The organism is Brucella tritici (genome assembly GCF_008932285.1).
Lineage (GTDB): Bacteria > Pseudomonadota > Alphaproteobacteria > Rhizobiales > Rhizobiaceae > Brucella > Brucella tritici.
This window is the reverse complement of sequence record NZ_WBVY01000004.1, coordinates 847,978-861,597: the sequence shown is the minus strand read 5'-3', so window position 1 is coordinate 861,597 and position 13,620 is coordinate 847,978. Positions and strand designations below refer to the sequence as shown.

Below are 13,620 nucleotides of genomic sequence, written 5' to 3'. Positions count from 1 at the left end.
GATTGGTTCGGCTTTATAGAATATCGGCGGCGCGGTGATGCTTATCGACGCCGTCGATCAGAAACACCTCTCCTTCCGATCCTTGCCTGCGCCATTCGATGATTGCCTGATAGGCAGGCGAGGCATACCAGTTGCGCGCCGTCGCGAGATCGGGAAAAGCGATGACGATCAGATCGTCGGGTGACAGACCTTCCAGTTCATCCTTCGGTCCACCGTGAATGATGAAGTGTCCGTCGAAAGGCGCCAGAGTTCCATCGATGGCTTTCAGATAATCGACAATTCCCTGGTTGACCCGGACATTGCGAAGCTGTGCGATTGCATAAGCGGTCATTTGATGCCTCCGTTCGATCAGAATGCAGCTTGAAGCGTACGGGCGGCGCGAACTTCGAGCCCGGTGAGCACAGTCACTGCCGCGGCCTGACCAACGAGAAAGACCCAGCCGAACAGATTGGGGGTAATCATCCCCGCAACAGGCAGGAAAAGGCTGGCTGCTACCCATGCGCCATTGCCAAGAATGACGAGGTTCACCGCCCATGCTGGCGGATTTGCGCTCCGCGACACCCAGGCCATAAAGGCCGCCACTGGCAGCAGCAGTACGCCTGCCCAGTAAAGCAACGACGCTGGAATTCCAGTCAGTTCGCCCATCGGTGCTGAGGCGACGACAAGTGCGACACCCATTGCAGCGCAGGTGATGGCATCAATGGCGATGAGTGGCTTGAGAGCAAATACGGTTTGTGGGGTTTTCATCCTATCGACCTTTTATTTTGACGTCCCGTTCTTCGGGCTGGCTGCATATTTGCCCTGTTGCGTTATGGGGTCGATTACGTGAGAGGTAATTGTTGCTATGAATTTTGCGGCGCATTCCAGAATGCATCTGCCAGCCATGATGGGCAGTCAAATCGTTGAAAGGATCGGACGGGCCTATGACCGAAACGCAACAGACAGTCGGTTCGCTTCTCAGGGAATGGCGGCAGCGTCGCCGGTTCAGCCAGCTATCCTTGGCGGTGGAGGCCGAGATTTCGCAGCGTCATCTGAGTTTTCTGGAATCCGGGCGCTCGGCGCCAAGCCGCGAGATGGTTCTGCGTCTGGTCGAGCATCTGGACGTGCCGCTGCGGGAACGCAACCGGATACTGGCTGCTGCCGGATATGCCCCGGTTCATGGTGAGCGAGGGTTGGAAGCGCCGGAATTTGCCGCTGCGCGAAGCGTGATCGAAGCCCTGCTGCACGGACACAACCCGCATCCCGCACTTGCTATCGACAGGCATTGGACACTGCTTCTGGCGAACAAGGCGGTAGGTGTTCTGACCGAGGGGGTGGCAGAACATCTTCTGCAGGGGGAGGTGAACGCGCTTCGCCTCAGCCTGCATCCGGAAGGGCTGGCCCCGCGCATCCTGAATTTCAGGCAGTGGCGCAGCCATATTCTTGCGCGCCTCGCCCGCGATGCGGACAATTCAGCCGATCCGCGACTGGCAGCACTTCTCGATGAACTGAAATCCTATCCGGTCCCCGCGCGCGCAGCCTCTTCGGGCGGGGGTACTGTCACTGACAATCCAGTGGCCATTCCGCTCAGGATCGATAGCCGCGAAGGCCCGTTGGAGTTTTTGAGCGCGACGACGGTATTCGGCACCGCCGTCGATATCACGCTGTCGGAAGTGGTCATCGAGACCTTCTTCCCCGCCAATGAGGAAACGGCAGCCGCCATGCGGCGGCTCACCGTTGAGTCTTAGAGCATTTCCTGTTTTGATTGGATCATTGGAAATGCTCTATCTGCTTGTTTTTACGCATGTCTTTATCCCGAAACCGGTTCCCACTTTCGGGAGACATGCTCTAGTTCAAACAGCCCGGGTCAGGCCGCCATCCACGCGGAGGTTCTGGCCGGTGATGTAGGCGGCGCCATCCGATGCGAGGAAGGCGATCGTCGCTGCGATTTCCTCGCTCTTGCCATAGCGCTGCAACGGAACACTTGCCCGGCGCTCTTCGGTCTTCGGCAGGCTGTCGATCCAGCCCGGCAGAACATTATTCATGCGAATATTGTCTGCTGCATAGGTGTCGGCGAAGATCTTGGTGAAAGAGGCTAACCCGGCGCGGAACACCGCCGAAGTCGGGAACATGGCGCTCGGCTCGAATGCCCATGCGGTCGAGATATTGATGATAACACCTGACTTCTGCTTCTGCATCGTCGGCACGACCAGACGGGACGGGCGAACTGCATTCAGGAAATAGGTGTCCATTCCCTTGTGCCAGTCTTCATCGGTAATTTCGAGGATCGGCGCACGCGGGCCATGGCCTGCGCTGTTTACCAGCACGTCGATACGGCCCCATTTTTCCAGAACCGCGTCCACGAGGCGCTTCAGATTTTCATTCGACTGGTTCGAGCCGGTAACGCCGATGCCGCCCAGTTCCTGCGCAAGCGCTTCGCCCTTGCCGGACGACGAGAGGATTGCAACCTTGAAGCCGTCTTGCGCAAGCCTGCGCGCGGCGGCTGCACCCATACCGCTTCCTCCAGCCGTTACAATCGCTACTTTTTCTACTGTCATGATGCGTTCCTCTTTCCGAAGTAATGCGCAAAGTCGCAACTGCCGATAACCATTCTTTGACGTTATAGCGGAGAGCTACTATCCTGACGAACGAAAATGCGTAACGTTAGACAGTAGAAAATCTATTCGGTTTTTCCATGAAAAGACTTCCCTCGCTCAATGGTCTGCGTGTGTTCGAAGTCGTCACGCGACATCTGAATTTCCGGCTGGCAGCGGAAGAACTTGGCGTGACGCAGGCAGCGGTGGCCCAGCAGATACGCGGTCTTGAGGCAGAGCTTGGACTGAAACTCTTTGAACGCCAACCCCGCACGCTGGTCATGACGGAACCGGCACGTGCATACATTGCCAATGTGCGGCGCGCGTTCGACCTGCTTTCGGAGGCGACCGAAATGCTGCGGCCTGAACCGCAGCACCTGACGATCAGCGTAACGCCGACCTTTGCATCGAAATGGCTGATCCCGCGATTGGCGGAATTCACGCGTGCGCAGCCCGATATAGAATTGCGCATAGTCGCCAGCGACAAGGTCGCCAATTTCCAGACCGATGCCGTCGATCTGGCGGTTCGCTACGGCGAGCCCCCTTTCGGTCCGGGCCTAAATGCGGAGCTACTTTTCGAGCATGTGATTGTCGCTGTGGCAAGCCCGGCGCTGGTCGAAAAGCTGGGCGATCCGGGCGAGCCAGAAAATCTGGAGCGTTATCCGCTGCTGCACGACGCGCATAATTTCTGGCCGCAATATCTGGAGAAGGCTTTTACGGGCGGTGTGTCGACATCGGCGAAGAATATTCGCTTCAACCAGACGTCACTTGCCATCGATGCGGCGATTGCCGGGCAGGGACTGGCACTGGCAAGCCGTTTCTTCGTGGAGAAGGAAGTTGCAGCGGGTAGTCTCGTCCAGCCATTGGCCACAGAATTGCGGGTGGGCGCAGATTTCTATGCGGTTTCGCTGCGAAAGCCGCGCCATCCGGAATCTGTTGAGGCAGTGAAAGACTGGCTTAAGGCATGTCAAGCCGAGGCTTCTGGTGCTTCCAGCGGCGTTCTCTGATTGCGGGTGGGTATGGTGATCCAGACAAGGCAGATGACAACCAGAAGAACACCAAACCAGCCGAGGGTGGAAAGCCGTTCGCCAACAATCACCACCGCGAAGAAAGCGGCGACAACCGGTTCGAAGAGCGTGGTCGTCGTCGCTACGCTTGTTTCAACGCGGCTCAACCCGTAGCCGAAGCAGACATAGCCGAGGAACATGGGTACGAAAGCCATGTATAGGCCGACAGCCGCATTGTTCCACGAGGCGAGGAACGGTCCGCCGGTGACAATCAGAACCGGCATCAGCAAAAGACCACCTATGCCGAAGGTTGCGCCCATGGCGGTTGTCGACGATATGCCGCGCTGCATCAACTGGCGCGCGCATGAGGAATAAAGCGCATAGGTAAAGCCTGCGATCAGTCCGACCATAGAGCCTGCGAGGGTTGAACTCCCGGCGGATTCGGCATGAGCACCGCCATGCTCCGACATGCTGAGCAGGACCATGCCGATAATTCCGACCGTCGCACCCGCCAGCCAGCGCAGCGAAGGGCGAAAGCCGCTTTGCCGATACTCGATTGCTGCCGAAAGAAGCGGGGCGGAACCAAGCGAAATGACCGTTCCGATGGTCACGCCAGCCATCCGCATCGAGCCATAGAAGGCAAGGGGATAGATTGCGACACAGACCGCGCCCAGTATGAGGATGCGCCATTGATCGGCGAGCGCCTTTCGCGAGGCGATCAGTCCGCGCCATGCGATTGCCGCTTGCGCCAGTCCTCCAAGGCCCATGGCCGCGGCACCGATTGCAGCCGCGCCAACTTCAGGCGCAAAGGTTGCCGCAGTGCCGGTCGTGCCCCAGATGGTGGAAGCGACGATGATGGCTGTCACGCCCAGAAGATAGTTTTTCGATGACTGCATTTTATTCAGACTTCAAAATCGTCGCGACCATGGCCTTGGCTTCGCCAAGACGTGCACTGTTGCCTTCAAGGCCAGCCCGCATGATTGCTCCTTCGAGAATGAAGGAAAGCTGCACGGCGAGCTGGCGGACCCGAGGCGGGTCGTCGGGGATCAGGCCGGTGAGATGTGTCACAAGCAGGCCCTCGACCTCCTCCTTGTGTTTTCTCACCGCCTCGCGACCCGGATCGCCAGCAGGCAGTTCGGCTGCCGCATTCAGCAGGCCGCAGCCTCGAAACCCGTGTTCGTAGGCAAATTCTGCATGATCGCGATAGGCGTCGAATATGGCCAGTATCCCGTCCATCGGGCTTGCTGCCTTTTCCAGTCGCTTGTCATAGAGGCCCAGCCATTCGGCATGACGGTGCTCCAGATAGGTTGCCACCAGTTCCGCCTTGGACGTGAAGTTGTTGTAGAGGCTCTGCTTTGCCACGCCCGCACGCTGGATGATCGCGTCGATTCCGGTCGCCGAAATACCCGCATCGTAAAACAGTTCTGCTGCCGCTTGCAGAAGCCGCTCACGTGCCGGTTTTGAACTGGGCGTCGCAGGATCGTTCATCACATTTGGTCCATCTATTAGGTAGACCAGTCTACCTAATGAAAAGGCGGAGTCAATCATCATTCTCGTGCGCCGATGGTTTTAACCCCTTGTCCCTTGGGAGAGATTCACGTATCCGCTCTATTAGGCAGATGGAACGGGAGGTCGTCCGGTGCCGCAGAGAATTTCCCCCCTTGCGCCTTTCCAATACAAAACATTTCGGGCGCTCTGGTCAGCTACATTGGTTTCCAACCTCGGCGGTCTGGTGCAGACGGTCGGCGCTGGCTGGATGATGGCAACCATCGCCCATTCGGACGATATGGTTGCACTTGTGCAGGCTTCGACAACCCTGCCTGTGATGATCTTTTCAGTTGCGGCAGGCGCCTTGGCCGATAATTTCGACCGCCGCCGCATCATGCTCACCGCCCAGGTTCTGCTGCTGATTATTTCGGTCGCGCTGGCGGCGTTTGCCTATCTTGGCATCCTCACGCCCTGGATGCTGCTCAGCTTCACGTTCCTGATCGGCTGTGGCGGGGCCTTGCATAACCCGTCCTGGCAGGCTTCGATGGGGGATATCGTACCCCGCACCGATCTGCCTGCGGCGGTGGCGCTCAACAGCATGAGCTTCAATCTCATGCGCAGCATCGGGCCGGCTATCGGCGGTATCATCGTTGCGGCGGCGGGCGCTGCTTTTGCCTTCATTTTCAATGCGTTCAGCTATTGTGCGCTCATTCTGGCGCTATGGCAGTGGAAGCCGGAAACGGTCAAATCCACCCTGCCGCGCGAAACGCTTGGACCGGCCATGCTGGCAGGGCTGCGTTATGTCGCCATGTCGCCGAACCTTCTCAAAGTGATGTTCCGGGGCTTTCTGTTTGGCCTGTCCGCGATTGTCATTCTGGCGCTTTTGCCGCTTGTCGCGCGCGATCTCGTCCACGGCACTGCACTTACCTACGGCATCATGCTGGGCTTTTTCGGGCTTGGCGCCATTGGCGGCGCCTTGCTCAGTGCCCGGCTTCGCGAACTTCTTGGCAATGAATGGCTGGTGCGCGGTGCTTTCGTCGCCTTTGCGATCAGTTGTGCCCTGCTGTCAATCGGCCGGAATATGTGGCTGAGCTGCATTTTCCTGCTGCCTGCGGGTGTTTCGTGGGTTCTGGCGCTGTCGCTGTTCAACGTTACGGTTCAACTTTCCACGCCGCGCTGGGTGGTGGGGCGTGCTCTGGCGCTCTATCAGACGGCGACTTTCGGCGGCATGGCGGCAGGCAGTTGGCTCTGGGGTGCGGTCGCTGACGAATATGGCGTGCCGGGTGCGCTTCTGGCTGCTGCCGTGGTGCTGATGTTCGGCGCGCTGATCGGTCTCCTTCTTCCGCAGCCTGAATTTGAAGACCTCAATCTCGATCCCCTCAACCGTTTCAGCGAGCCGCAGCTTCGGCTGGATCTTCGTTCGCGCAGCGGCCCGATCATGATTATGGTCGACTACAAGATTGCGCAGGGAGATGTTCCGGCGTTCCTTTCAGCCATGGCCTTGCGCCGTCGTATGCGTATCCGCGATGGTGCCCGGCAATGGGCGCTGCTGCGTGATCTGGAGAACCCGGAAACCTGGACGGAAAGTTATCACGTGCCGACCTGGGTTGAGTATGTCCGCCATAACCAGCGCCGGACCCAGGCCGATGCTGAAGTGTCGGAACGACTGCTTGCCTTGCACAAGGGAGACAAGCCGCCGCTCGTTCATCGCATGATCGAAAGGCAGACTGTTCCCATCCATGACGACATGCCGATCAAGGCGCATCTGGACCTGTCGTGACTGCCGATTTCAAATTAAGGCAAGTTCGGGATTTGTGCTCGTTTGCTGCAAAAACGGCATTTCGGCGAGAAAAGCCTGCATATTTGCATGGAATTTTGTGGCGACGGGCGGACAAAAGTAAGGCGAAATAAAGGCTAGAAGCCCAGGCGCTCCCGCAAAGGCTTTCGATAGGAACGTGAGACGGGCCATGCCTGATCGATGCCGCGCATCCTGACCAGCCATTTGTCGATCATGCTTCTGTCTATGTCCGAGACCTGTAGAACGTTTATGAACGTGGTGCGGTGAATGCGGAAAAAGACACTTGCCGGAAGAATGCCTGCCCATATGCCGAGCGGTCTGGAATCGAGAACCATGGAACCGTCGCCAAGCCATATCTCGCTGTAATTGCCTGCCGAACGAACCCCGATGATTTCCTCCGGGGCAATCCCGCGCATTACCCCGCGTTTGCTGACATAGATTATCGATGTCGGGTCGGGCTCTTCGTCTGAAACCGGCTCCTCATCGGGTGTCGCATATTTTGCCTGTGCAATCAGGTGCGCGCACTGGAACATGGCTTTGATTTCCGCGCGTGACCAGCGTCTGGCTTCCGCGGTCGTATCGAAGCCGATGATCCCCCGCAGCCGGCCCTGGTGAAAAACCGGTATGCTGAGAATGCTCTGGTTTCCCTGCCGCAGGAACTCTGCCTGAATGGGGCGTGCAGTGCGTGGCAGACCTCTGACATCGTGGACGGCAACGGCCTGTCCTTCGGTCAGATAACGGTGCAACCAAGCAATCAGTGTGGTGGGAGCTTCCTGAAGTTCGGAAATATAGGCCGTGGTGTCGCCCTTGCACCATTCATGCGTATTGCGAAACCGCAGAAGATCGGGCGCATATTCGATCATCCATGCCCGGTCGGCTCGCGACGCATTACCAACGAAGGCCAGAAACTCTGAAATCGCGCTTTCGACGGGTTTCCGGAGCAGATGCAGCGCGCAAACATAGGGCCAGTCAAGTGCCGGTGCTTCCGCGCACTCCTTCTCGGAATAAATCCGGTAGGCTCCAACAGCGCTGTCCAAGCCGCTCCCCCAAAATGTTGCGTGATCGAAATCGGTCTTCCTATAATAGCTGGACAGTATATTGAATATAATTGCCCGCTATTTGCAATAGAAATCACACGGTCAATGCAACCGTTTCAGCGGGTGATTTACCTATTCATGCAGGGAAATAATCAGGAATAGAACAGATTTATGGGGTAATCCGGTCAAAAGCCCCGGAAAGCCTCGGTATGTGTGGTGATAGCATAATCATACCGAGGCTGCGCATTTGCCTGATTCCGCCGAAGCGGTGCGCCGGACCAGATTAGTGATCATTACGACAGAAAGAAGTCTTACTTCACAAGGCTATTGAATGGCTGTGGATCGATTAATCTGGACCCAAATTATTTCCATATCGCACGAATTTTATTTCAAATACTTCGCGCAGCCATGCCTCCAATCTGACTTTCTGTTCAGCCGATATCTTCAACCTGATCGAGATATTGGCCGTATCCCTCTGCTTCCATCCGGTCTTTCGGAACGAAACGGAGCGATGCCGAATTGATGCAGTAACGAAGACCGCCGCGATCAACCGGTCCGTCCGGGAAGACATGCCCAAGATGGCTGTCGCCATGCGCCGAGCGCACCTCCGTCCGCATCATGCCATGCGAAACATCGTTCAGTTCCGCAACATTTGCGGGTTCGATCGGCTTGGTGAAGCTGGGCCATCCGCAGTGGGACTCATACTTGTCGGCAGAGGCAAACAACGGCTCGCCGGAAACGATATCGACGTAGATCCCCGGCTCCTTGTTATAGAGATATTCGCCGGTTCCGGGGCGCTCGGTGCCGCTTTCCTGCGTGACACGGTATTGCTCCGGCGTGAGCTTCGCAATCGCTTCCGGGTTCTTGCTGTAGGTCATGATGTGCGCTCCCTTGATATGTGCCCTGAATCTAGTGGTCTGATTCCGACATTTGTCTCCCTCTGATACAGGCGCCGAGCAAATGTCGGAATCACAAAGACCACTAGTAACTTTATGTATCTAGTGGATTTTTCAAATTTGACGTTTGAAACAGCGTCTCAGTCAGTCGGGATTCAAACGTCAAATTCAATCCACTAGGATGAAGGGAGCAACTATTCCAGTCCATCGCAAATGACGAACTGTTGAAGAATGGATTTGCGTGCGAAGAAGATGTCTTCGCACGCAAAGCGCTGAGATCAGTCGACGGCAATCATGACGTCGGATGCCTTAACCACTGCATAGGCGGTGCCGCCTGCCTTCAGGCCAAGTTCGTCAACAGCCTCGTTGGTGATGGACGAAGTGACGATCACACCATTGCCGATATCAACCCGAACGTGGGATGTGGTTGCACCTTTGGTGACTTCGACGATGGTTCCTTTCAGTCGATTGCGGGCGCTTATCCTCATCATGCTATCCTTTCGAGTTTTGGGTTCCGTTGGTGAAGATAGTGCGATTTCATCAAATTGCGACGGAGAAAAAGACGCCGAAGCGAGGCTTCTGTTTCAATATTTTCTCGAAAATCGGTGGTGGAGCACCAACTACTCACCGGCTGATCCGAACACGCGGGAAGATTTCCATTGTCAGATAGTGCTCATCGAAGCTTGAAATATGAACGAGGGCGGAGCGGTTCAGAAACTCGACCTCATTGTTGCGGAAAACCAGCAGGTCGTCTTCGCGAAGTTCGCGCAACATGCGGTTGATATGGATCGGCGTAAGCCCCAGCGCATCGGCAAGCTCGCTCTGGGTCAAGGGACAGATGAAGCTGTTCTCGTCACCCGTTCCGTTGATCCGCGCCCTGTGGCCCAGTTCGAGCAGCAGATGTGCGATGCGCACAAGCGCGCTGCGGCGACCGATGCTGATGAGATGCTCGATCAGAATGGCGCGCTGGCGAGCCATCAGTTCCATGAATGTCATGGCAAGGCGAGGAGATTTGAGCAGGCTTTCGGTGAGATGATCCAGAGAGATCTCGAGAACGGAAAGCTCCGTTACCGAAATCAGCGTATAATAATTGAAGCCGAGTCCGGTTCGAAAACCTAGAAAATCACCTTTCATGGGGAAGTCGAGAATCTGGCGATCACCGTCGGGCAGATCGCGATAGATGCAGCCCCACCCGCTCTTGATGATATGGACGGAGTTGGCCCAGTCTCCCTGGCTACTGACGATCGTGTGCGCGGCATAGTTTTTTGACGTCATGGGCAAGGCGCCGAGCACGCTGAGATCGCTTTCATCGAAAACCGCGCCAATGGGTGCGCTTTCCAGAAAATGGCGCAGCGTTCTTGCTTCGTCGGCATTTACCACCATAGAGCCTACCTGCCGTTTCGCCCAGCACAGGAGAAGAGAAGTTTTAAGTCTGGCGCTCCCCGCGATTCGTTTTCCCGCCTCTGCCCAAGAAGCCGGTCCTCAAATGAGTTTCAGCGAGGGCATTTGTTTTGGCAAGGTAGTAATTTCTACCACTAATTGGGTATATATCCGCGCTTCACCTAAACCATATTTTGCGAAACCCCTTAATCTAGGTTAATGACACCCAAAGAATTTTCGGGCAGTCTTTTCATCAAAATAAGAACAAAAACAAGAATTGCTTTCGGGGTTCTATCTAGATCTCAAGAAGAAAAACAAAACAGGCAACCAATGCGCTTCCGTGATTGTGATGTGCAAACAATGGGGTCGTGCGCATAAGTTGATTTAGAGGGCGAACAAATGAACATTTCTCCACAATTCAGTAGCAGGACGAGTGAATTAAAAAATAATGGCTTTGGGGCAGCAAAAGATAGTTCTTTTAAACCTGAACAGCCTAATGAAAGCATGTTGCCGCTACTGGTCATCATAGACAACCGTGCGTTGGATCGTGAATGCCTCGCACATGGACTGACAAACCACAGCATCGAAATGTCGATAGCCACATTCAGCTCATTCGAGCAGTGGCAGCATCAGCGGCGCGGCCGCACGGCGGGCGCGGTGCTTTTCAACATCGGCGGCCAGAAGGTTTCGGACCCGGCTGTCGGAAATTATCTCAACCGCATCGTTACTGATTGCGCTCCGGCGCCTGTCATTCTTCTGGCTGACAAGGAAGAAATCTCGCAGGTTCTCAAGGCGCTCGATCACGGTGTGAAGGGTTATATTCCAACATCGGTGAATGTGAATGTCTGCGTTGAGGCATTAAGGCTCGCCATGGCAGGTGGAACTTTCGTTCCGGCCAGCAGCGTGCTGGCTCTGCGTCACGCCACCGATCCGAATTCGCAGCGGCTGCAGCCTCTTGGCGGAATGTTCACCCAGCGTCAGGCCGAAGTGGTCAATGCGCTGCGCCGGGGCAAGGCGAACAAGATCATCGCCTATGAGCTGAAGCTGCGGGAAAGCACGGTGAAGGTTCATATCCGCAACATCATGAAGAAGCTGAAGGCGTCCAACCGTACCGAGGTGGCTTGCATCATCAACGAGCTGTTTCCGTCGGAGACTTCGTTTTCCGATCTGCAATAGGTCGGAAACTGGACCAGTGGGCGTTCGGCAGCCTGCGGATTGAATTATTCCGTGAAGGAGAATTTTGGTGATTATCTCCGACGTTTCATCAGGAAACGGGCGGCAGCCGGTGGCTGATCTGCTCGATATTATAAAACGTAGAAGAATGATGCTTGTCGTGCCGGTGCTTGCGGGCATCGGCGTCGGCTTTGCGGGCTATCTTACAGCACCGGTCAGTTATGTGTCGGAGTCGGTACTGGTGCTGGATATGCGGCGATTGCAGGCACTGCCCAGTGAAAGCGCAATCACGCCGCTACCGCAGGACAGTCCGGTTCTGCGGTCCGAACTCGACATCATCAATTCGCGCATGATGGCGCGGAAAGTCATCGACATCCTGCAAGCGGAGAACATTGTCGTGCCGACGGAGTTCCGTTCGCGCACGGTGCTGTCGTCTGCTTCGGATACGGGCTCGCAAGCGAAAGGTGCGCGTGATGTCGATCCGGTGATGCGCGAACGCCAGCAGATCGACCTTCTTCTCTCGCGGTTGCGGGTTACCAATGACGGTCGGTCCTACACGATTTTCATTTCCTATCGTGCGTCCGATCGGGTTTATGCGGCGCAGGTCGCCAATGCCTTTGCGACGGCCTATCTCAACCACCAGATCGATGTGCAGCAATCGGCCACGCGGCGTATCAGCGATTGGCTTGGCGATAAGCTGGGCAATTTGCGCAGCGATCTTGAAAATGCAGAACGCGCGGCGGAAGAGTTCCGCCAGAAATCCCGGCTTGCAGGCGAGCAGGGGCAGATCAGCTTTCAGGCCCAGCGCGTTGCGGCGCTGAACAGCGAGATTGTCGCGGCAACGGGGGCGGTCTCGCTTGCCGAGGCGCGGTTGCGCACGGCCCAGGAGTTGAAGAACAACAATGAAGCGCCTGCGCTCGCCGAAGTGCTGGCATCGCCAGCGATCCAGAGCCTGCGCAATGAGGAGGCGCGTGTCGAGCGTCAGCTTGGCGAGTTACAGTCGAATGGAGCGCTGAAAAGTGCCGAAATTCCGGTGTTGAAGGCCGAACAGGAAGCGCTGAAGCAGCAGATTTCGAACCAGGTCGGCGAAATCATCAAGAGTCTCGGCAATGAAATCCAGATCGCACGGCAGAGGCGCAGCGGATTGGAAGATGCGCTGACGAAAGCAGAAGCCGATCTTGCCGAAGCCAATCAGGCACAAGTCAAGGCCGGACAGCTCGACCGCGAAGCCAATGCCAGCCGCACGGTCTATGAAAGTTATCTCACACGCTACAAGCAGCTGATCGAGCAGGACGGCATTGCCGCGCCGGAAGCGCAGATGATCTCGCCTGCCGAACCGGCCATGGCCAAGGCCAGCCCGAACTTCGCCAATTGGCTGCTGCTGGGGCTGGGGCTGGGCGGGCTCGTCGCGCTTGTTGGCACCATGCTGAAGGAAACATTCGACAAGATCAGGCCTGCGCAAACGGCATCTCTGGTGCTGCCCGGCATTCCGGCAGCGACGCTGCTGCCGGTTTCGCCGCGGCTGACTGTGCCGCTTCTCGTCAATCGCGGTCTCGATCCGGCCAGCCCGTTCGGTCGCGCCATCAAGTCGGTCCATGACCGTCTTCGGGTCCTGACACGCGGTCGGGATTCGCTGGCGCTGTCCGTCGTTTCACTGTCTGACGGCGAGGGAAAGACGCTGCTGATAACCGCACTTGCACAACAGATAGCGGCGACGGGCCTGACGGTTGCGGTCATCGACGCGACGAACAAGCGAGCGGGCCTGTCGGAGGCCTTCGGGCTTCCGCACAGCGATTACGGTGGCGTGTCGACCGGACGTTTGCTCACTGGCGCAACACTTGTGCATGATCACGGTTCAGGGATCGATATTATCAAGCCGAACAGGCAGATGCGCGAGGGTGACTGGCTGGCCGATCTGATTGCCCAGTTGCGCGCCGATCACAAGATTATCCTCGTGGATTTACCGGCGGTTATGGAAGACAAGCGTTCGGTCCTCCTGTCGCGGGCGACGGATACGGCGCTTCTCGTCGTGCCGTCCGACCGCCAGGATCAACACGCAACCAATGCGCTCATCCAGACGATGGCGTCTTTCGGGCGTAAGCCTGCGCTTGCGGTCGTGAACCACAATTCCTCGTCCTATCGAAGCTGGATAACGGTACCTGTCGTGCTTTGCGGGCTGGGTCTGCAGAAGGCAAAGCGGAGCGTGAGCGCCATGTTCTCGCGACGGCGCAAGCCAGCCACAGATGGCGTTCAGGAACAGGCGTGAGG

General features: G+C 56.7%; 14 protein-coding genes. 5 read left to right on the top strand and 9 right to left on the bottom strand.

Annotation, left to right across the window (positions count from 1 at the left end):
* Nucleotides 1-13: 13 nt before the first annotated feature.
* Together F9K94_RS18555 and F9K94_RS18550 are read right to left on the bottom strand one after the other, a co-directional pair.
* Complete coding sequence (locus F9K94_RS18555) at nucleotides 14-331, bottom strand: DUF1330 domain-containing protein (protein WP_010658552.1); 318 nt, start codon at nucleotides 329-331, stop codon at nucleotides 14-16.
* A 17-nt stretch (nucleotides 332-348) separates the two neighbouring features.
* Nucleotides 349-747, bottom strand: coding sequence for a hypothetical protein (locus F9K94_RS18550; RefSeq protein WP_151647559.1), 399 nt, complete (start codon nucleotides 745-747; stop codon nucleotides 349-351).
* A 176-nt stretch (nucleotides 748-923) separates the two neighbouring features.
* Between F9K94_RS18550 and F9K94_RS18545 the strand changes: the two genes are divergently transcribed.
* A complete protein-coding gene (locus F9K94_RS18545; RefSeq protein ID WP_151647557.1) occupies nucleotides 924-1,727 on the top strand; it encodes a helix-turn-helix domain-containing protein in 804 nt (267 codons plus the stop codon).
* Between the two features lie 105 nt (nucleotides 1,728-1,832).
* Here the strand turns inward: F9K94_RS18545 and F9K94_RS18540 are convergent, their stop codons facing one another.
* Nucleotides 1,833-2,537 (bottom strand): SDR family oxidoreductase, encoded by a 705-nt coding sequence (locus F9K94_RS18540; protein WP_151647554.1) that lies wholly within the window; start codon nucleotides 2,535-2,537, stop codon nucleotides 1,833-1,835.
* Nucleotides 2,538-2,674: 137 nt separating this feature from the next.
* Between F9K94_RS18540 and F9K94_RS18535 the strand changes: the two genes are divergently transcribed.
* Entirely contained in the window at nucleotides 2,675-3,580 is a 906-nt protein-coding gene (locus F9K94_RS18535; RefSeq protein WP_151647552.1) for a LysR substrate-binding domain-containing protein, read from the top strand.
* Here F9K94_RS18535 and F9K94_RS18530 read toward each other — a convergent pair.
* Nucleotides 3,541-4,476: a DMT family transporter gene (locus F9K94_RS18530; protein ID WP_151647550.1), complete on the bottom strand. Its 936-nt coding sequence runs from the start codon at nucleotides 4,474-4,476 to the stop codon at nucleotides 3,541-3,543. The genes F9K94_RS18535 and F9K94_RS18530 overlap by 40 nt on opposite strands.
* Before the next feature lies 1 nt (nucleotide 4,477).
* The gene (locus tag F9K94_RS18525) at nucleotides 4,478-5,068 is read right to left on the bottom strand and encodes a TetR/AcrR family transcriptional regulator (RefSeq protein WP_151647548.1); all 591 of its coding nucleotides are present in this window, start codon (nucleotides 5,066-5,068) and stop codon (nucleotides 4,478-4,480) included.
* A 151-nt stretch (nucleotides 5,069-5,219) separates the two neighbouring features.
* Here F9K94_RS18525 and F9K94_RS18520 point away from each other — a divergent pair, with 151 nt between their 5' ends.
* Complete coding sequence (locus tag F9K94_RS18520) at nucleotides 5,220-6,848, top strand: MFS transporter (RefSeq protein WP_151647546.1); 1,629 nt, start codon at nucleotides 5,220-5,222, stop codon at nucleotides 6,846-6,848.
* Between the two features lie 134 nt (nucleotides 6,849-6,982).
* Here the strand turns inward: F9K94_RS18520 and F9K94_RS18515 are convergent, their stop codons facing one another.
* The 4 genes from F9K94_RS18515 to F9K94_RS18500 all read right to left on the bottom strand — a co-directional run bounded on the left by F9K94_RS18515 (nucleotide 6,983) and on the right by F9K94_RS18500 (nucleotide 10,182).
* The gene (locus F9K94_RS18515; protein WP_151647544.1) at nucleotides 6,983-7,903 is read right to left on the bottom strand and encodes a LytTR family transcriptional regulator DNA-binding domain-containing protein; all 921 of its coding nucleotides are present in this window, start codon (nucleotides 7,901-7,903) and stop codon (nucleotides 6,983-6,985) included.
* A gap of 431 nt (nucleotides 7,904-8,334) precedes the next feature.
* On the bottom strand, nucleotides 8,335-8,781 hold the full coding sequence (msrB, locus tag F9K94_RS18510; protein ID WP_151647542.1) for a peptide-methionine (R)-S-oxide reductase MsrB: 447 nt from the start codon (nucleotides 8,779-8,781) through the stop codon (nucleotides 8,335-8,337).
* A gap of 296 nt (nucleotides 8,782-9,077) precedes the next feature.
* A complete protein-coding gene (locus F9K94_RS18505; protein ID WP_061347911.1) occupies nucleotides 9,078-9,287 on the bottom strand; it encodes a TOBE domain-containing protein in 210 nt (69 codons plus the stop codon).
* Between the two features lie 136 nt (nucleotides 9,288-9,423).
* The gene (locus F9K94_RS18500; protein WP_151647540.1) at nucleotides 9,424-10,182 is read right to left on the bottom strand and encodes a Crp/Fnr family transcriptional regulator; all 759 of its coding nucleotides are present in this window, start codon (nucleotides 10,180-10,182) and stop codon (nucleotides 9,424-9,426) included.
* Between the two features lie 501 nt (nucleotides 10,183-10,683).
* Between F9K94_RS18500 and F9K94_RS18495 the strand changes: the two genes are divergently transcribed.
* Together F9K94_RS18495 and F9K94_RS18490 are read left to right on the top strand one after the other, a co-directional pair.
* Complete coding sequence (locus tag F9K94_RS18495) at nucleotides 10,684-11,355, top strand: response regulator transcription factor (RefSeq protein ID WP_235813546.1); 672 nt, start codon at nucleotides 10,684-10,686, stop codon at nucleotides 11,353-11,355.
* 67 nt (nucleotides 11,356-11,422) lie between these two features.
* Nucleotides 11,423-13,618, top strand: a complete 2,196-nt coding sequence (locus F9K94_RS18490) for a GumC family protein (RefSeq protein WP_151647538.1) — start codon at nucleotides 11,423-11,425, stop codon at nucleotides 13,616-13,618.
* Nucleotides 13,619-13,620 lie beyond the last annotated feature (2 nt).